The following is a 17401-nucleotide window of genomic DNA, read 5'->3' as shown; positions in this document are numbered from 1 at the left end:
TCAGGCGGTCCGGTTCACGAGCACACCACGAGGCGCGCCACTGCTGGGCGTGGCCACCCCTTCGGTGGCATACGTGGTGGGCTGGGCAGGGGCGCCCACGAGGGTGCGCACATGCTGGTCAGTATTGGTCAGCGCTTCGCGAAGCAGCTTGCGGTTCATGCCCACTTCGCGAGTGAGGAGATCGGCGGCCTGCGTAAGACGCAACCGCGCATCGCGCAGTCGCGTGTCGACCTGGTCGCCGAGCATGTCTTCGAGTTCGCGCAACGTGCAGTCTTCGGACCCGCCCAGCAGGATGTTGAGCTGCCGGCGACGCGTACGCGCCTGACCGAGCGTGGCGAGAATGCGGTGCGTGGCAAAGGTGCTTTCATCCACGCCTTCGATGTCATCCGCCGCGACCGACGCGCGCTGGCGCCGCATCTGCCCGATGAGATCATCGAGCAGCTTACGCTCGCTGATCAGCGCATCGTGCAGCGCATCCAGCAGTGCCCCAGTCGGTACGCCGAGGCGGGGTGCGGGTTCTTGTGGGAAGAGTGTCATCGTCGACATCAGCGGGTGTTTGAATCAGGAGTGGTCACGGAGTCCTGGGGTGCGTCAGCGGGGGTGCCGTGACGCAGCTGTCGGTAGAGCGCCTGGGCGATCCCATGCTCCCACTGCTTGGGAGTCTCGGCAGCAAGGTGCTGATCCAGGAGTCCCGTGAAGATGTCTTCTCCGGCCCCTCCTGAAACGATTCCTTCCTGCTGTGGAACGGTCTCGCGCATCGCCTTGTAAAGTTGCTGGACGAACATGCCTTCGAGCTGACTGGCGGTCTTCATGAGTGTGGCGTCCCGCTGGTCCTTGGCGGACAGTGGAGTCGGGGGCACACTCGCGCTCTTCATGCTGCCGGCATTGATGCGGTCGATCATCGAACGATGACCTCTGCGGTGATAGCGCCCACTTCGCGAAGGGCTGCGAAGATGGCGGCGATCTCGTTGGGCGGGGTGCGGACGGCGTGGAGTGCTGACGCCACGCGTTGCACGGGAATGCCAGCCGGCAGGCGGACACTGCCCGGAATCGCGGTGGTGTCGTTGGCGGTTTCGGTACCGATGGCCAGCGTGATGGCGCCGTGACTGACGGTCGCCGAACCGACGATCATCTCGCCGCCGGCCACCACGGTGCCGTCCTTGCCGTCGATGATGATGCGAGGACGCGACTCGGGCTTCACCGCGAGGTCACGAATGCGAGCCAACGCCGTGGGCTTCTGTACGGAGTCGGGGAGCGTCACGATCACCGAGCCTTCGTCTTCCACGGTGGCGGTCTTCTCGCCGTACGTGGCGTTGATGGCGATGGCGATGCGGGTGGCGGTGCCGAGATCCGGTTCGCGCAGCAGCAAGCGCGAGGTGGCGACGATGGCCGGGCGCGGGAGATCGGCTTCGAGCACGCCACCCGTCGGAATGCGCGCCGACGTTTCATGCGACGGCATGTAGCGCGTGGCCGCACCGCCATCACTCACCAGCAGCGAACCCTGCGCCGACGCGAGTGGCGCGCCACTGGCATCGGCCACGAGCGGCGTCATGTAGAGCGTGCCACCACGCAGCGAGCGCGCATCACCCATGGAGGCGACGTTCACTTCGAAGCGGCCACCAGCGCGCAGATACGGCGACACCTCAGCGGTCACGAGCACGGCGGCCACATTGCGCATGCGAATGAGATCGGCCGGTACTTCGACGTTGAAGCGACGCAGAATGTTGATGATGCTCTGAATCGTCGGGCCGGCGGTCTGCCCGCCGATCGCGCGGTCACCGGTGCCGTCGAGTCCGATTGCGAGTCCGTAGCCCACCAGGCGTACCGGCAGCGCGCCTTCGGCACTCGTGAGGTCGCGGATCTTGATGTCGTTCTGCGCGCGGGCCATGACCGGCAACAGCAGCAAGCCGGCCGTCACGAGAATGGTGCGAGCGATCTTCACGCCGAGATGGCGCACTTGAGTCGCGGTCATGGCCAGAACGCTCCGAGAACCTTCGTGATCATGCCCTGCTTCGGCTTGCCCAGCGGTCCCGGCGAGGCGTAACCCAACTGCGCGTCAGCCACTCGGCTCGATTCGATCACGTTGGACGTGGAGACGTCCTGCGAGCGCACCCAGCCGGTGAAGACGATGTCCTGCAGCGCCTTGTCGATGTCGATCTTCTTCGTGCCCTTCAGTTGCAGCAAGCCGTTCGGCCCCACCGCGATGATGCGCACACTCATTTCGTTCTGGAAGCGATTCTCGCGACGCGCCGATCCACGCTGCTGCTGATCGGCGTTGTTGCGCGAGTCGATGCCGATCTGCTTGGAGCTGGTGGGAAGCTTCGCGTTCACCGACAAGCCGCGCGTGCGCGTGTCGGAGGCCGAGTTCTCTTTCACCGCAGTGGAGATCGTGTAGTCGTCGATGAGAATCGTGATGATGTCACCGACTGCGAAGTTGCGGCGGTCGGCGGTCCACGATTCGCGCGGTTTGATCGGGGCGACGGGCGGCACGGTAACGGTGCTGGCCGTGGCCGGCGCGGCTTGCGCACCGGCGGCCTGCGCCAGTACTGGATGCGCCGAGAGCGCGAGCGCAACAGCGACACTCGTCGTGACGAGCAGACGCGTGGGATTCATAGCGACGGTCCTCACCTGATGGGTCTTCAACGGAGGCGAACGGTATTGGGCCCGGCAGCGATGCCGTCGAGCCTGCGTGTGGGATCGATGCGAACGCCGACCGGTGCTCCGATGGCGGCGGTGTTGGTCGCGATGCCGGTGACGACCACGCGCAGCGGGCCATCCTGCCAGATCGCCGTGACGCGCGTGCCGCTGGTGATCACGGGCGGCGGCATGACGGCCGGTGCGCGCAACACTTCGCCGAGGGCGATGTTGCGGCGCGTGACCCAGCCGGGAAGCGCGCGCGTGGTATCCGGAGCAATCGAGTTCCAGCGCCAGACAATCGTCGTGTCCATGGTCGCGATGTCGCCGGCCTGCAGCGTCTCGCCGCGAGCGAGGGCACGCGCGGCGACCGAGACCGTGATCGTGCGTTCCTGCGCGCCGAGCACGGAGACCGCGCCGGCGAGCATGAAGAGCGAGACCAGGAGTCGCATGAACACGAGTTTCATGAGGCGGACTATCGGGTGATGTTGTTGGCGATCTGACCCATCTCGTCGGCCGTCTTGATGGCTTTCGAGTTGATCTCATAGGCGCGCATGGCGGCGATCATCTCGACCATCTCGGTCACGATTTCGACGTTGCTGCCTTCGAGGCTGCCCTGCTGCAGGCGCCCCATGCCTTCGTCATTCGGGAAGCCGACCACCGGCTGGCCGGAGGCGGCCGTCGGAGCGAGCAGGTTCTGTCCGAGCGACATGAGTCCCGACGGATTGGCGAAACGCGCGATCTCGATGCGTCCGAGTTCGGTCGGTTCGATGTCGTTGCCGCGACGTACGGAGACGATGCCGGTGTTCGAGATCGTGAGCTCGGCCGAGTCGATCGGGATTTGAATCGGCGGCTGCAATCCGTAGCCCGCGCTGGTGACCAGCTGTCCCTGATCGGAGATCTGGAAGCTGCCGTCACGCGTGTAGGCGGTCTCGCCGTTCGGCAGCTGAATCTGGAAGAAGCCTTCGCCTTCGATCGCGACGTCGAGATTGCGGTTGGTCTGTTCGAGCGGCCCCTGTTCGTGCATGCGCTGCACGCCGGAGAGTCGCGTACCACGACCGACCTGAATCGCGGCGGTGGTGTTGGTCGCGGTCTCGCCGAGGATGGCCTGATCCTGCACGGTCTGATACAGCAGGTCCTCGAAGTGCGCACGGCTCCGCTTGAAGCCGGGCGTGTTCACGTTGGCGAGGTTATTAGCGATGACTTCGGTGCGGGTCTGCTGCGCCATCATGCCGGTAGCGGCGGCGCGAAGTGCCGGATCCATGTCCTATTCTCCTTAAACGGGCTTGGCGAGGTCGTTCACGGACGTCCCGCGCGCGGCATCGATGGTCGAAAGCGCCTTCTGGGCCGCACCGTAGCGGTGCAGCACGGCGAGCATGTCGGTCATCGCCGACATCGTGTTGACGTTGGATTCCTCGAGGAATCCCTGGCGCACGGTGCGCTCGCCGGGCGGAATCGCCTTACGCGAGGCATCGGGCACGAACTGTGTGCCGCCTTCATGCAGGAGCTGCGCGCCTTCATCCACGCGCTCGAGCCGCAGTCGCTGCAGCACCCGTCCGTTCACTTTGACGGTGCCATCCTTGCCGACTTCGACGGTGCCCGCGGGGAGCACGATCGGGCCGTCTTCGCCAAGGACGGCATTGCCGCGTTCATCCACGAGTTGGCGTTCCGGATCGAGCCGGAAGCTGCCGTTGCGGACGAAGCGCTCGCCGTTGGGGGTGTTGGTGACGAAGAACCCGTCCCCTTCGACGGCGAGATCGAGACTGTTGTGGGTCTCGGTCAGCGATCCAGCGGTGAGATCGAGGGCGGTGTCGGTCTTGGCGAGCTGGTTGTCCATCAGCCGTGCGAACGCCGTCTCCGCTTTGAATCCGCGGGTGGAGGCGTTGGCGAGGTTGTTGGCGAGCACCTGCTGCTTCCGCTCCAGCATCTGCATGGCGGCGGCGGCACTGCTCATCCCATTGGTTCGAACGGGTCCGGGCATGGTCGTGGTTTGGAAAGGGTACACGAACTCACCAGGGTAAAAAGCAACGGTCGGGCCACGAATGGCCCGACCGGGGTGTTTTTGTTAAGTTGTTGTCCTGCTTATGCTTGGGTGGTGCTGCGAGGTGCCGGGGCGGGTCACTGGGAAGACCGGAGGGCGGCAATTGCTGCCGATCGTGCCCGGGTGGTTCGGAGGCCTCGGCGGTTGTTGCCGGAGGGGTGGGGCGGGGGCAAAAAAAACTGCTTGGCCGCGGATTACACGAAAACGACCGCGAATGGCCTCGTGAGTCGCGCACCGTCGTGTGGCCATCGAACGAACGCATTTTGTTTTCAACAACAAAAAGCGATATGGCCGTCATCGCCGGGACATCGGAAGCTCCCGCGGGGCCAATTCGTGCGTGATCGGTGGAAATTCGCGGTAAAGCGGTTCGTTGTTGCTTCGGCGGCCGATCAGACCGCCGACATGCGCGAGCCCGAGATTTCCAACAGCATGGAGACGGCATCTACAGGGAGGCCGGTTTTCCAGGCGATCTCGGTGGGGTCGGCGCCGGCGGCGGCGAGGGCGGCGACGGCACGCGGGGTGCGCGACGACTTGCCGCCGCGCAGCGTGATGGTGGGCGCCGGGGCCTGGCGAGCCTGACGGGTGGTCTTGGTGGGGCGGGAGCGGAGGCCGCGGATCGCGAGACGGGCGGCGAGCACCACGGCGGCGATACCGAAGAGGGAGCCGATGCCGAGCAGACGCTGTTCGTGCGAGACGGCGGGCGACACGACGACGGCACCGACGATCAGGCCAATCACCGTGACGCCGAGCCCGATGCCGACCATCTGCATCGACTCACGGAACGCGGAGGTCGTGCCCGTGCTCATGCCACGTTCTCGCGGAGCGGGGTAAGTTCGACGCGCAGCTTGCTGAGCGCCTTCGAGCGGATCTGCGAAACGCGCGACTCGGTGAGTTCCAACACCTTCGCGATCTCGTGCAGCTTGAGCTCCTCGAAGTAGTAGAGCGACAACACCACGCGCTCCTGCTCCTTGAGGTGCATGATCGCATCCTTGAGGTGCGACACTTCCTGTTCGTGCGTGAGGCTGTCCTCGACATCGTTGTCGCCGTCGCTGCTGAGCGTTTCGGCCGGCACCGGTGCCGTGTTCTCACGCTCGCCGGGCGCGCGGTCGAGCGGGATGTGATGTGCGCCTTCCACGTCGGCCTGCCAGCGCCAGAGCGTGTCCATGTCGACGTTCAGATGCTGCGCGAGTTCTTTGTCGTCAGGAGCGCGGCCATGCGTGCGCTGAAACGATTCGCGGCCGGCCGAGATTTCACGTGTCTTGCGACGGATCGAGCGCGGCACATGATCTTGCTTGCGGAGCTCGTCGAGAATCGCGCCGCGGATGCGGGGAGCGGCGAACGTGCTGAAGGCGAGACCGCGCGAGAAGTCGAAGCCTTCGAGCGCCGTCATCAGGCCGATCGTCCCGGCGCTGACCAGCTCATCGAAGTCGGCACGCACGGCGAGGGTGCGTGAGACCTGACGGGCGACGTGATGCACGAGTCCGAGATGCTCCTCGAGGAGACGATCGCGTGCCGTCTGGTTGCCGGCCTGGTATGACTGCCAAAGCTTGGTGTGCATGGAGGCAGAGCCTTGCGTAGAAACGAGAGTCACGGTCAAGTACCAGAACGGGAGAGTGAAGCAGTAGCCAGCGCGCGCATCACGACTTCGTGAGCAGCTATCGCAGCCGGAGAACCGGCGGCCGCATGCGGAAAAGGCATTCCCGCGCGCAGCGCGGCGTCGAGCGTCGGATCAGCTGGAACGGCGCCGGCGAGGCGCAGAGAAATTCCGAGAAACTGACGGGCACCGGCGTCGATGGCGTCGAAACAACGAGCGGCTTCGCTCCCTTCATGTCGATTGACGAGTACGTCCATCGGAAGGGCACCGTGACGGGAGTGCACCGCCTTGCAGAGGGCGTAGGTCGAGGCCAGACCCACCGGGTCACTCCCGGCGGAGACGGCGATCAGGCGTTCGTCGGCGTGCGGCGTGATCGCGGCGAGCACCGTGTCGATGCGCGCCCCACAGTCGATGACGACGAGGTCCATTCCATCTGCCAGAACACCGAGGCGACGCATGCAGGCGCGACGTTCGGCGGCGGAGAGCGCGAGCCCGTCGGAGCCAAGTCGCGGTGCGCCACCGGCCACCAGCGTCAGCGTGGTGCTGACCGGCGTCGCCACGTCGGCCGGCGAGAGGCGGCCTCCGCGCAGATCCTGCCACGAGGCGCGCGCCGGCACGCCCAGAGTGAGCGCGAGCGGTCCGACAAAATCATCCGCGTCGATGAGCAACACCCGACGGCTATCACCGGCGGCGGCAACCGCGAGTAGGGCCGACACCAGCGAGGTACCGCTACCACCGCGGCCACTGGCGACCAGCAGCGTTGTCGCGCCGCGTGGTGCGCCACCCGGCTGCGTGCTGTTGCGCGGGCCGCGGCCCAGCAGCGCGTCGACCTGCGACACACTGGCCGTTCCACGCGGCGGCGACATGAGTTGATAGCCGCTCATGCGGGCATCCAGTCAGGCTCCGCATCGGCGGAGAGTCCCCAGGCGCGCAGCAACCGCGACACACCGGGCTTGAGATCGCTGGGCACATCCTGTCCATCGGTCACCCATCGCGTGGGCATTTCGAGTGACAGCGCGAGATCGCTGATGCCCGATTCACGCGGCACTTCGTCGACCTTGGAGAGAATCAGGTGCGTCGCACCGCAGTGATTGCGCGTGGCGCGATAGGCGCGGCCGATGTCGACCGCGAGGTCGGCGCGCAACGACGCGGGGATCACGAGATGCACCTCGTCGGGAGCGAGCGCGTCGAGCAGTGAACGCCACCGCTCGGTGAGCTCGGCCGACGCCGGACTACGGCCCGGCGTGTCGATGATGATCACGTCGCAGGTGCCCGAGAGTCGCTTCATCGCCGCGTCAACTTCGCGCGCGTCGTACACGACTTCGAACGGCACATCGGCGAGATCGGCGTAGGTGGCCAACTGCTCCATGCCACCCACGCGATACGTGTCGATCGTGAGCAGGCCCGGGCGCGCGGCGCCGAACATCCCGCGACGGACCGCGAGCTTGGCTGCGGTCGTCGTCTTGCCGGCGCCCGTCGGACCGACCAGCGCGATGCAATACGGACGGCCGTCGGCCTTCCGCATGTTCACCGGGAACGGCGCAGGCTCGAGACGCGCACGCACGCGATCGATCGCGGTGGACGGCGCCGCGAGCACTTCGACCATCGGCACGCCACCATCGCGCACCGTGCGCGTGTGGAGGATCATCACATCATCGCCGAGCGTGCGGCGGGCCCGATCGGCCACGCGCGAGAGATCGACCCCACGGAAACGTTCTGCCGAATTGAAATGCATCAGTTCATCTCCCAGGTGGCAACACTGCTCAGCGTGATCTGCGCGGGGAGCTCGGCGAGCGAGACCACCGGGAGGCTGGGCAACACAGGTTCGATCAGGCGGCGAACGCCCACACGCAGCGACGGCGGCGTGATGAGCGGGAGCGGACGGCCATCCACCGAGAAGGTGGTGGCCATCTGGTTGAGATCGCGCAGCAGGCCCGCCAGCGATTCCGGTGTGAGCACCGGGGCGTTGACGTTCGAGGAGCGCGGCGAGAAGAGACCGAGCAGCGCCGACTCGAGCCGGCCGCCGATGGTGATGCCGCGAACGACACCAGTCTGGTCGGCGAACAGGCGGGCGATGACGTTGGTGAGCGACTTGCGCACCACTTCGGTGAGCGCTTCGGGATCCTTCGTGGCATCTGCGCCGTCGCCGATCGCTTCGAGGATCGTGACGAGATCGCGAATGGGCACACGCTCGCGGAGGAGGCGCTGCAGCACACGATGCAGCACGCTGAGCGAGACCTTGTTCGGGATGATCTCTTCGACGAGCGCCGGGTGTGACTTCTTGAGCGTCTCGACCATTTCCTGCACTTCCTGACGGCCGAGCAGATCGGCGGCGCTGTTCTTGAGCGTCTCCAACAGATGCGTGGCCACCACCGTGGTCGGTTCGACGACCACGTAGCCGCGCGCCTCGGCGTCGGAACGCTGGCCCATCGAGACCCACTTGGCGGGCATGCCGAACGACGGGTCGACGGTATCCATACCCTGGATCTCTTCGACCACACCACCGGTGTTGAGCGCCATGACGAAGCGCGGCAGCACCTCGCCGCGCGCGACTTCGGAGCCGCGCAGCTTGATCACGTACTCGTTGGCCGGCAGGCGGATGTCGTCGCGGATACGAATGGCCGGTACGAGAATGCCGAGTTCGAGCGCGGCCTGCTTGCGCAGGAGACCGATGCGTTCGAGGAGATCGCCACCCTGGCTTTCGTCCACCAGCGGGATGAGCGAGTAGCCGACTTCGAGTTCGATCGGATCGATCTGCAGCAGGTCGCGCATCGGATCGTTCGGCGCGGGCGCTTCGATCTCTTCGATCGGTGCGGCGGAGAACTGCGCGAGTTCGTTGCGCGTCTTGACGGCCTTCTCCGACATCTTGGCGAGCGCCGCGGCGCCAGCGGCCAAGGCCAGGAAGGGGAACATCGGCAGGCCGGGAATCAACGCGAACGACGACAGCACACCGGCCACCATCCACATGGCGCGCGGATGCGCACCGAGCTGCTTGCTGAGCACGGTGCCCATGCGCTCGTTACCGGCGGCGCTGGTGACCATGAGACCGGCGGCCGTACTGATGATCAGCGCGGGCACCTGCGACACGAGGCCGTCGCCAACGGTGAGGAGCGTGTAGGTGCTGGCGGCCTTCTCGAGCGGCATGCCCTTTTGGATCACGCCGATGAAGATGCCGCCGATGATGTTGACAGCGACCACGAGGATGCCGAGGATCGCGTCGCCCTTTACGTACTTCGAGGCACCGTCCATCGCGCCGTAGAAGTCGGCGGTGCGCGAGATCACGTCGCGGCGGGTGCGGGCTTCCTTCTCGTCGATGAGGCCGGCCGAGAGGTCGGCGTCGATGGCCATCTGCTTGCCGGGCATCGCGTCGAGCGCGAAGCGCGCGCCGACTTCAGCGATACGGCCGGCACCCTTCGTGATGACGATGAAGTTGATGCCGATGAGGAGCAGGAAGATCACGATGCCGACGGCATAGTTGCCGCCGATCACGAAGTTGCCGAACGCTTCGATCACCTTGCCCGCATGCGCCTGCGTGAGAATGAGGCGCGTGGACGAGACGTTGAGACCGATGCGGAAGAGCGTGAGCAGCAGCAGCAGTGCGGGGAAGCTGCTGAAGTCGAGCGGGTCGGTCGTGTACAACGACACCAGTAGCACGACCAGCGACAAACCGATGCTGGCGGCGAGGAACAGGTCCAGCATGATCGGCGGCAACGGTACCACGATCAGTGCCAGAATCAGCACGACCGCGAGGGCGAGGGCGACTTCTGCCTTCTTGCCCGCTTCGACCGGGAGCGAAATAGGGAGAGCTGCGCTGGTCACTTAGACGTTCCTCATGCGGCGGCCGTTCCACGCCACGAGGCGCCGAACCGTTCACGCTGACGCATCACGAAGGCGAGCACTTCGGCGACGGCCAGATACATCTCGACGGGAATGACGGTGCCCACCTTCGCCACGACGATGAGCGCGCGGGCGAGGGGAATATTTTCGATCACAGGCACGTTGTGCTTGAAGGCGAGTTCCTTGATGCGCAGCGCGATCTTGCGCTGACCGATCGCGACGACGTACGGCGCGGGGGCGACGTTGGGGTCGTACTTGATCGCAATGGCGATGTGCACCGGGTTCACGATGACGACATCGGCCTTGGGGACTTCGGCGAACATCTGGCGACGGATGCGCTCGCGGCCGATCTGCCGACGGCGTCCCTTGATTTCCTGATTGCCTTCCTGCGACTTCGCCTCTTCCTTCACTTCCTGCTTCGTCATCTTCAACGACTCAGTCGTGCTGTACTTCTGCCACGCGAAGTCGGCGAGGGCGAGCACGAGGAACATCAAGCCGGCGTTCTTGAGAAGCGCGATGGCGTACTTGCCCACGACCTGCATCAGTGCGGCGGGCGACTTGTCGAGCGCGAGGCCCTGCACGTCGGGCCAGGCATCGGCGAGCGTGGAGTACACGGCCCACGCCACGATGCTCAGCTTCAGCAGCGCCTTCACGAGTTCGACGATCGACTGCTTGCCGAGGAGCCGTCCGAGATTGTTCATCGGATTGATGCGGCTGAACTTCGGCGTCAGGGTTTCGGTGGTGAGCAAGCCGCCGGTCTGCATGGCCTGCACCGCGATGGCGATCACGGCGAGGGCAGCCATCATGCCGACCATCGCGACGATGGTGCGGAAGCCGAGGGCTTGCAGGAACGGGATGGCCGACGTCCCGCCACGCTCGAGATCACCCGCGTTGGCCAGCGTGTTGCCCATCGTGTCGAGCAGGAACTGCCAGAGCGGCGGTCCGGCCATCGTCATCGTGAGCGTGGAGCCCAGAAGGAAGGCGGCGGTGGTGAGCTCGGGGCTCTTGGCGATCTGGCCTTTGTTGCGTGCGTCCTCGAGCTTTTTGCCAGAGGGCGCTTCTGTCTTTTCGCCGGAATCTGAATCAGACATGGATCAACGCCCCGTCGTCGGCGCAGGGGCGACGTGCACCGCCCGCGCAAAAGTGTCGAGCGTCGTGGCGTAGGCCGGCGTCCAGTCGGCGAGCGCGTGAACGACGAGGCCGATCGAACCGGCGAAGGTGAGCAAGCCGATCCCGATCTGGAGCGGGAAGGCGAGGCTCATAACCTGCAGCTGCGGCGCGGCGCGTCCGAGGATCGCCAGCGCGATGTTGGAGACGAGAATGGCGGCGATCACCGGTGCGGCGAACTGCATGCCGGTCGCGAAGATCGTGGTGCCGGCCTTGGTGACGGCGAGCATGCCGCTGGGTAGATCGAGCGGTGCGCCGAGCGGCATCGAGACGAAGCTCTGCGCGACGGCCTGCAGCATGATGAGATGACCGCCGCCGGTGAGGAGCAGCGTGACGGCCAGCATCTGCATGAAGGTGCCGAGAATGGCGCCCTGCGTGTTGTTGACGGGATCGAGAATCGCCATGCCCGACAGACCGATCGAGTTCGTCATCAGCTCACCCGCGAACTCGGCGCCGGCCACGATGATGGCAGCGGCGAAGCCGATCACGAAGCCGATGATGGTCTCGCTCAGGAACGTCACCGGCGTAATGCGCAGCGCGGTGAGGTCGGCGTTCGCGGAGGCGCTAGGAATGAGCAGTGTGGCGAAGACGACGAGGACGGCGGTGCGGAGCTTCATCGGGAAGCTCTTGGCCGACCACGCCGGAGCGACGAGCAACAGCCCGCCCACGCGGAGCGCGGTCAGCACGAAGGCTGTCGCGACGCCGGGAGCGAAGAAGTCGGGGAGGCCGAAGAGGCCCGTCGAAGGGGTCACGAGATCGATTCCGCTCAGCCGACCATCGCGGGGATGCCGCGAAAGAGTTCGGTGGTGTAGCGGATCAGGATCTGGAGCAGCCACGGCATGCCGACGATGAAGGCGCCGCCCACGAGGACGAGCTTCGGGACGAAGGCCAGGGTCTGTTCCTGGATCTGGGTCACCGACTGGATGATCGACACGACGAGACCCACGCCGAGGGCGATGAGTAGCATCGGGGCCGCGATCATGAGCGCGGTCATGATCGCTTGGCGTGATAAGTCGATGACGAGTTGGTGTGACATCCGGGGTCGGCTCGAGAAAGGAGAACTGTCGAGCTCTGATAAAGCAGGGGTCGTACCACGCGAGACCCGGATCACAGAGTTGGTTAAAGCATTGGCATTGTGGTGTTTACATCAAGCAAGCGGATCGGTCTAATTGACCGATCCGCTTGATTCGGCAAGATTTGCCGCGTGTGACAGCGGCGAGAAGTGCCGCTACGCCCGCTCCAGCATGGTCACCACGACCAACTCGTCGCCGGCCTTGAAAGTGGACCGTCGCACGGGAGCCGAGCCGGGGAGGCGGAAACGGTAGTCGGAGCCTTCCACTACTACCGGGAGACCGAGGTAGCAGGTCTCCGGCAGCAGGGCTTTGATGTTACCCCCGGTCATGTTGGTGAGCTCGCCGAGGGCGTCCTGGAGATCGGAGATGGACACGTCTTCGTCGGCGAGACCAAACATGGTGCGGGCGGCGTGTCGGGCCGCGCGGGCCGAGCACTGCACGGTCACGGCGCCATCCCACGCCCCGCTGATCTGCACCACCCCAGCGTAGGTGTGCGCGTGGTCCGCTGGCGAATCGCCGTCGTGATGACTGAAGGCGGAAATGGGGTTCTCGGGCTCGATTTGAATGCCGAGCATGCTGTCCCACACCGTGCTGACGATGCCCTGAATCGCCTCTTCAAGCTGCGACATTGACTCTCCCGGCGCCGGTGGCGCCGATCTGACGGTACGCGACGCCCTTTTCCACTTGCACCCGCTCGAACTGATCGTCGAGCCCCATCGTGGTTTCGGCACCGCCCAGCATGAGATAGCCCTGGGGCGACATCATCGAACGGATGTTCTTCAGGATCTGCTTCTTGGTCGCGATGTCGAAGTAGATCAGCACGTTGCGGATCATCACGATGTCGGCGACCGGTAGCTGCGGCCACTTCTCGATGAGATTGAGCTCGCGGAAGTCGATCATGCCGCGGATGTCGTCGCGGATGATCCATTCCGTGCCGTCTTTGGTGAAGTACTTCACCATGAGCGGCGCGGGCAGTCCACGATTCACCTCGAGCTGTCCGTAGCGTCCACTGCGCGCCTTGGCGAGCACCGCATTCGATAGATCGGTGGCGATGAAGCTGAACTTCCAGCTCTGCAACTCGGGGAAGTGTTCACGCAGCAGCATCGCCACCGAGTACGGCTCCTGTCCGCTGGAGGCGGCGGCGCACCAGATGTTGAGCTGCTTCGTGGCCGCCTTGCGGGCGATGATCTCGGGGAGAATCGTCTTCCGTAGCGCGTCGAACGGATGGATGTCGCGGAAGAAACTCGTTTCGTTCGTGGTCATCGCCTCGACCATCTGGCGATGCATCGTCCCGAACGGGGCTTTGGTCATGGCGTCGGCGAAATCATCGAGCGTCGCGAAGCCGTGCACCTTGGCCAGCGGCACGAGCCGCGACTCCACGAGATATTCCTTCCCGGGTTCGAGCACGATGGCGGACCGCGTCAGGACAACCTGCCTGATGTAGTCGAACGTCTTGGCCGTCATTGCCATGAGACACCTGGCGACATTGCAGGAGGGGACGCGTGGCGCGGCGCGGCTGATGGCGCGGTCGACGGCGCGACGCGAAACGAGGAGGGAGCCATCGTCACGCGATCGATGATGGCCTGAGCGATCAGCGGCAACGGCAATACGGCGCTGGCGATCCCGGATCGGGCGACGAAGCCCGGCATGCCCCAGACGACGGAGGTCGCTTCGTCCTGTGCGATCACACTGCCACCGGCGTCGTGAACGCCTTCGCTGCCGCGAAGTCCGTCCTGCCCCATACCGGTGAGGATCACCGACAGCACGCGCGGCCCGTAGCAAGAGACCACCGAACGCAGCATGACGTCGACCGCCGGGCGGCAGGAGTTCTCCGGTGGATCCTTCGTGATCGACGCGACGATCTGACGGCCCACGGTGCGCAACACGAGATGAAAGTCTCCCGGCGCGATCCAGATCGTGCCCGGTGCCATCACCGCGCCTTCCGTGGCTTCCCGCACGGGGAGCTGCGAAATCGCCGTCAGTCGGTCGGCCAGAAACTTCGTGAACATCGGCGGCATGTGCTGCGTGATGACGATCGGCACCGGAAAGTCGGCCGGGATTCTCGGGATCAGTTCGAGCAGCGCGTTCGGACCGCCGGTCGACGATCCGATGGCCACGATGCCGATCGGTGCACGGGACGCGGCACTGGTGTGGTAGGCCGAGGAGCGTGCCCCCGACGCGGGTGCTGCCGCGGGTACCCCCGCTTGTACCGCCGCCGCACGGGGCGTGGCCGGTGGCACCGCGGGCAGTACGCTTGCGCACAACGATCTGATCTTCGGGATGAGGTCGTCGCGTATCCGCTGCTGCGCGACCGTGACGCTGCCGACGTTGGCGGGCTTGGTGACATAATCCGTGGCACCGCGTGACAATGCCTCCAGGGTCGCTTCGGCACCGCGCGCGGTGAGCGTGCTGAACATGATCACCGGCAAGCGCGTCCACGTCTTCCGGATCTCGGAGATGGTCGTGAGGCCGTCCATCTCCGGCATCTCGATGTCGAGCGTGACCAGGTCCGGCGCGAGCTGCGCGATCTTCTGCAGCGCGATGCGGCCGTTCGCGGCGATCCCGACCACTTCGATGTCAGGATCGCCGCTGAGTACGTCGGTCACGAGCCGACGTACGACGACGGAATCATCCACCACCAGCACGCGAATGCGACGCATGCTCAGACCGCCGGAACGAGTCCGAGCATGTCCAGCTTGTCGCGGAGGATATCCGCGGTGAACGGCTTCATCACGTATTCGTTCGCGCCGTGTTCGAGCGCCTTCACGACCTGGCTCATCTCGGTCTCGGTGGTGACCATCACCAGCGGCAGATCGGCGTAGCGCGGATCGGCACGGACGGCCACGAGAAACTCGAAGCCGTTCATCTCGGGCATGTTCCAGTCGACCAGTGCAAAGTCGGGCTTGCCGAGCGCGTTCAACTGATCGATGGCGTCGCGGCCGTTGGCGGCGAAGGTGGTCGTGACACCCATCTCACTGACCATCTTGCCGATCACGGCACGCATCGCGCGCGAATCATCGACGATGAGGGCTCGCATCAGAACTGAAACCGGCTCACGACACTCTGCAGCTCAGCGGCCATGCGGGCCAACTCCGACGAGGCATGGAGCGAGTCGGCCGCGCCCTGCGAGGTGGCAATCGCCGCCTGTGCGACACCGGTGATGTTCTCGGCGATCTCCGACGAGCCCTTGGCGGCTTCGGTGACGTTGCGTCCCATCTCGTTCGTGGTGGCCGTCTGCTCTTCCACCGCGCTCGCGATCGTCGTCTGGATCTCGGCGATCTTGTCGATGATCTGCGAGATCTCACGGATCGCCGACACGGCTCCGCTGGTGTCTTTCTGGATTGCTTCGATCTTCTGGCTGATGTCTTCGGTGGCCTTCGCGGTCTCCTTGGCCAGCTCCTTCACTTCGTTGGCGACGACCGCGAATCCCTTGCCGGCTTCGCCGGCGCGCGCCGCTTCGATCGTGGCGTTGAGGGCGAGCAGGTTGGTCTGCTGGGCAATCGAGGTGATGACCTTGATCACCTTGCCGATCTCGGCGCTCGACACGCCGAGCTTCGCCACCGTGTCGTTGGTCGTTTCGGCAACCTTGACCGCGTGGCTTGCCACCTTCGACGCCTCGGCAGCGTTCGACGCGATCTCGCGGATGCTGGCGCTCATCTCCTCAGTGCCGGTGGCCACCGTCGACACATTGCGGCTGACCTGCTCGGAGGCGGCCGAGACCACGTTGGCCTGAGCGCTCGTCTCTTCTGCGGTCGCACTCATCGTGTGGCTCGACGCCGTGAGCTCTTCCGCGGCACTGGCCAGCGAACTCGCGCTGTTGCTGACGAGTGCGAGTAACTGCTTCTGCTCGTTCACATCGGTGGCGTACTTCACGACCTTGAACGGCTTACCGTTGAGATCGAAAATGGGGTTGTAGCTGGCGTTGATCCACACGACACGGCCACCCTTGCCGAAGCGCTTGTACTCGGCCTGCTGAAACTTGCCGGCGTTGAGGTCGGCCCAGAACGTGTGGTATTCGCTAGACGATGCGTAGGCCGGATCGATGAACATCCGGTGGTGCTGCCCGCGGATTTCCTCGAGCCGGTAGCCGAGCGCGTTCAGGAAGTTGTCGTTCGCCGTAATGATCGTGCCGTCGAGATTGAACTCGATGACCGCCTGTGCACGGCTGATGGCGAGAAGCTGTCCTTCGGCTTCCACGGTTTTGAGCTTCTGCTGCGTGACGTCGATCGCAAATTTCACGACCTTGACCACTCGGCCCTTCGGATCGAAGATCGGGTTGTACGAGGCCTCGATCCAGACTTCCTTGCCGCCCTTGCCGAGACGCTTGTACTCGGCCTTCTGGAATTCGCCGGCGCCGAGCTTAGCCCAGAACTGCGCATACTCGGCACTGGCCGCATAGGCGGGCTCGATGAACATGCGGTGGTGCTTACCCACGATCTCATCCTGGCGGTATCCGAGCGTCGCCAGGAAGTTGTCGTTTGCATGCAGAATGGTACCGTCGACCGTGAACTCGATGACGGCTTGCACGCGATTGAGCGCGTCGAGGCGACCCGAGAGGTCCGCATCACGCGTCTTGGTCGCGGTAATGTCGGTGGCGACCTTGACGACTTTGATCGGGCGGCCGCTGTCGTCGAGTACGGGCATATAGCTCGCGTGCAGCATGACGTCGCTGCCGTCACGGCGCCGACGCGTGAACTCGGCGACGAACGGTTGTCCGGTCCGCAGGTCGCTCCAGAACTTGGCGTAATCTGCGCCCGCTGCGTACACCGGATCGACGAAGATACGATGATGCTGCCCCTCCACATCGTCGGGCCGATAGCCCATCGTCTTGCAGAAGAGGTCATTCGCGTGGAGAATCGTGCCGTCGAGATCGAACTCGATCATCGCCTGCGAACGTGACATGGCGTCGACAACCGCCTGCGCGTGGTTCACACTCGCGGGCGCCAGATCGGCAGTCGGTGTTGCGCCGGTGCCGTTGGTGCGGCCGCGGGTGGAGCGCTTGGTGGTCGTAGCGGGCGTCATGTGCGGAGTTCCTGTACGAGAGGGAGGGGCAGA

The 17401-nt window shown here is 65.0% G+C and carries 20 protein-coding genes; all 20 read right to left on the bottom strand.

Annotated features, from left to right (window positions below):
- Window positions 1-537, bottom strand: a complete 537-nt coding sequence (flgN, locus tag HKW67_RS13695; protein ID WP_171225912.1) for a flagellar export chaperone FlgN — start codon at window positions 535-537, stop codon at window positions 1-3.
- 8 nt (window positions 538-545) lie between these two features.
- Window positions 546-902 carry a rod-binding protein gene (locus HKW67_RS13690; RefSeq protein WP_171225911.1) on the bottom strand — a complete coding sequence of 119 codons (357 nt, stop codon included), beginning with the start codon at window positions 900-902 and terminating at the stop codon, window positions 546-548.
- Window positions 899-1972, bottom strand: coding sequence for a flagellar basal body P-ring protein FlgI (locus tag HKW67_RS13685; protein WP_171225910.1), 1074 nt, complete (start codon window positions 1970-1972; stop codon window positions 899-901). Before HKW67_RS13685 ends, HKW67_RS13690 begins: the two co-directional genes overlap by 4 nt.
- Window positions 1969-2613 (bottom strand): flagellar basal body L-ring protein FlgH, encoded by a 645-nt coding sequence (locus HKW67_RS13680; protein WP_171225909.1) that lies wholly within the window; start codon window positions 2611-2613, stop codon window positions 1969-1971. The genes HKW67_RS13685 and HKW67_RS13680 overlap by 4 nt, the downstream gene beginning before the upstream one ends.
- 26 nt (window positions 2614-2639) lie before the next feature.
- Window positions 2640-3101 (bottom strand): flagellar basal body P-ring formation chaperone FlgA, encoded by a 462-nt coding sequence (gene flgA, locus HKW67_RS13675; protein ID WP_171225908.1) that lies wholly within the window; start codon window positions 3099-3101, stop codon window positions 2640-2642.
- A gap of 8 nt (window positions 3102-3109) precedes the next feature.
- The gene (flgG, locus tag HKW67_RS13670) at window positions 3110-3898 is read right to left on the bottom strand and encodes a flagellar basal-body rod protein FlgG (RefSeq protein WP_171225907.1); all 789 of its coding nucleotides are present in this window, start codon (window positions 3896-3898) and stop codon (window positions 3110-3112) included.
- A 12-nt stretch (window positions 3899-3910) separates the two neighbouring features.
- Entirely contained in the window at window positions 3911-4615 is a 705-nt protein-coding gene (locus tag HKW67_RS13665; protein WP_171225906.1) for a flagellar hook-basal body protein, read from the bottom strand.
- A gap of 449 nt (window positions 4616-5064) precedes the next feature.
- Window positions 5065-5481, bottom strand: coding sequence for a hypothetical protein (locus tag HKW67_RS13660; RefSeq protein WP_171225905.1), 417 nt, complete (start codon window positions 5479-5481; stop codon window positions 5065-5067).
- Window positions 5478-6233, bottom strand: a complete 756-nt coding sequence (locus HKW67_RS13655) for a sigma-70 family RNA polymerase sigma factor (protein WP_171225904.1) — start codon at window positions 6231-6233, stop codon at window positions 5478-5480. Before HKW67_RS13655 ends, HKW67_RS13660 begins: the two co-directional genes overlap by 4 nt.
- Window positions 6234-6268: 35 nt before the next feature.
- Window positions 6269-7153: a MinD/ParA family ATP-binding protein gene (locus HKW67_RS13650; RefSeq protein ID WP_171225903.1), complete on the bottom strand. Its 885-nt coding sequence runs from the start codon at window positions 7151-7153 to the stop codon at window positions 6269-6271.
- Window positions 7150-8004, bottom strand: a complete 855-nt coding sequence (locus HKW67_RS13645; RefSeq protein ID WP_171225902.1) for a flagellar biosynthesis protein FlhF — start codon at window positions 8002-8004, stop codon at window positions 7150-7152. The genes HKW67_RS13650 and HKW67_RS13645 overlap by 4 nt, the downstream gene beginning before the upstream one ends.
- Entirely contained in the window at window positions 8004-10088 is a 2085-nt protein-coding gene (gene flhA / locus HKW67_RS13640) for a flagellar biosynthesis protein FlhA (protein ID WP_206044422.1), read from the bottom strand. The genes HKW67_RS13645 and flhA overlap by 1 nt, the downstream gene beginning before the upstream one ends.
- Window positions 10089-10099: 11 nt before the next feature.
- Complete coding sequence (locus tag HKW67_RS13635; protein ID WP_171225901.1) at window positions 10100-11197, bottom strand: EscU/YscU/HrcU family type III secretion system export apparatus switch protein; 1098 nt, start codon at window positions 11195-11197, stop codon at window positions 10100-10102.
- A 3-nt stretch (window positions 11198-11200) separates the two neighbouring features.
- Window positions 11201-12025, bottom strand: coding sequence for a flagellar biosynthetic protein FliR (locus HKW67_RS13630; RefSeq protein WP_171225900.1), 825 nt, complete (start codon window positions 12023-12025; stop codon window positions 11201-11203).
- 14 nt (window positions 12026-12039) lie between these two features.
- The gene (gene fliQ, locus HKW67_RS13625) at window positions 12040-12309 is read right to left on the bottom strand and encodes a flagellar biosynthesis protein FliQ (RefSeq protein ID WP_171225899.1); all 270 of its coding nucleotides are present in this window, start codon (window positions 12307-12309) and stop codon (window positions 12040-12042) included.
- Window positions 12310-12501: 192 nt separating this feature from the next.
- Window positions 12502-12975: a chemotaxis protein CheX gene (locus tag HKW67_RS13620; RefSeq protein ID WP_171225898.1), complete on the bottom strand. Its 474-nt coding sequence runs from the start codon at window positions 12973-12975 to the stop codon at window positions 12502-12504.
- Window positions 12962-13816: a CheR family methyltransferase gene (locus HKW67_RS13615; RefSeq protein WP_171225897.1), complete on the bottom strand. Its 855-nt coding sequence runs from the start codon at window positions 13814-13816 to the stop codon at window positions 12962-12964. Before HKW67_RS13615 ends, HKW67_RS13620 begins: the two co-directional genes overlap by 14 nt.
- Window positions 13807-15006: a protein-glutamate methylesterase/protein-glutamine glutaminase gene (locus HKW67_RS13610; RefSeq protein WP_171225896.1), complete on the bottom strand. Its 1200-nt coding sequence runs from the start codon at window positions 15004-15006 to the stop codon at window positions 13807-13809. Before HKW67_RS13610 ends, HKW67_RS13615 begins: the two co-directional genes overlap by 10 nt.
- A 2-nt stretch (window positions 15007-15008) precedes the next feature.
- Window positions 15009-15383 (bottom strand): response regulator, encoded by a 375-nt coding sequence (locus HKW67_RS13605; protein ID WP_171225895.1) that lies wholly within the window; start codon window positions 15381-15383, stop codon window positions 15009-15011.
- Window positions 15383-17368, bottom strand: coding sequence for a methyl-accepting chemotaxis protein (locus HKW67_RS13600; protein WP_206044421.1), 1986 nt, complete (start codon window positions 17366-17368; stop codon window positions 15383-15385). Before HKW67_RS13600 ends, HKW67_RS13605 begins: the two co-directional genes overlap by 1 nt.
- Window positions 17369-17401: the final 33 nt, after the last annotated feature.

Source organism: Gemmatimonas groenlandica (assembly GCF_013004105.1).
GTDB lineage: Bacteria > Gemmatimonadota > Gemmatimonadetes > Gemmatimonadales > Gemmatimonadaceae > Gemmatimonas > Gemmatimonas groenlandica.
This window is presented reverse-complemented; position numbering and strand designations above follow the sequence as displayed.

Bases quoted from the DNA above. Each gene is read 5' to 3' on its own strand.
- flgN (WP_171225912.1), bottom strand. From the start codon at position 537: ATGACACTCTTCCCACAAGAACCCGCACCCCGCCTCGGCGTACCGACT.
- HKW67_RS13690 (WP_171225911.1), bottom strand. From the start codon at position 902: ATGATCGACCGCATCAATGCCGGCAGCATGAAGAGCGCGAGTGTGCCC.
- HKW67_RS13685 (WP_171225910.1), bottom strand. From the start codon at position 1,972: ATGACCGCGACTCAAGTGCGCCATCTCGGCGTGAAGATCGCTCGCACC.
- HKW67_RS13680 (WP_171225909.1), bottom strand. From the start codon at position 2,613: ATGAATCCCACGCGTCTGCTCGTCACGACGAGTGTCGCTGTTGCGCTC.
- flgA (WP_171225908.1), bottom strand. From the start codon at position 3,101: ATGAAACTCGTGTTCATGCGACTCCTGGTCTCGCTCTTCATGCTCGCC.
- flgG (WP_171225907.1), bottom strand. From the start codon at position 3,898: ATGGATCCGGCACTTCGCGCCGCCGCTACCGGCATGATGGCGCAGCAG.
- HKW67_RS13665 (WP_171225906.1), bottom strand. From the start codon at position 4,615: ATGCCCGGACCCGTTCGAACCAATGGGATGAGCAGTGCCGCCGCCGCC.
- HKW67_RS13660 (WP_171225905.1), bottom strand. From the start codon at position 5,481: ATGAGCACGGGCACGACCTCCGCGTTCCGTGAGTCGATGCAGATGGTC.
- HKW67_RS13655 (WP_171225904.1), bottom strand. From the start codon at position 6,233: ATGCACACCAAGCTTTGGCAGTCATACCAGGCCGGCAACCAGACGGCA.
- HKW67_RS13650 (WP_171225903.1), bottom strand. From the start codon at position 7,153: ATGAGCGGCTATCAACTCATGTCGCCGCCGCGTGGAACGGCCAGTGTG.
- HKW67_RS13645 (WP_171225902.1), bottom strand. From the start codon at position 8,004: ATGCATTTCAATTCGGCAGAACGTTTCCGTGGGGTCGATCTCTCGCGC.
- HKW67_RS13635 (WP_171225901.1), bottom strand. From the start codon at position 11,197: ATGTCTGATTCAGATTCCGGCGAAAAGACAGAAGCGCCCTCTGGCAAA.
- fliQ (WP_171225899.1), bottom strand. From the start codon at position 12,309: ATGTCACACCAACTCGTCATCGACTTATCACGCCAAGCGATCATGACC.
- HKW67_RS13620 (WP_171225898.1), bottom strand. From the start codon at position 12,975: ATGTCGCAGCTTGAAGAGGCGATTCAGGGCATCGTCAGCACGGTGTGG.
- HKW67_RS13615 (WP_171225897.1), bottom strand. From the start codon at position 13,816: ATGGCAATGACGGCCAAGACGTTCGACTACATCAGGCAGGTTGTCCTG.
- HKW67_RS13610 (WP_171225896.1), bottom strand. From the start codon at position 15,006: ATGCGTCGCATTCGCGTGCTGGTGGTGGATGATTCCGTCGTCGTACGT.
- HKW67_RS13605 (WP_171225895.1), bottom strand. From the start codon at position 15,383: ATGCGAGCCCTCATCGTCGATGATTCGCGCGCGATGCGTGCCGTGATC.
- HKW67_RS13600 (WP_206044421.1), bottom strand. From the start codon at position 17,368: ATGACGCCCGCTACGACCACCAAGCGCTCCACCCGCGGCCGCACCAAC.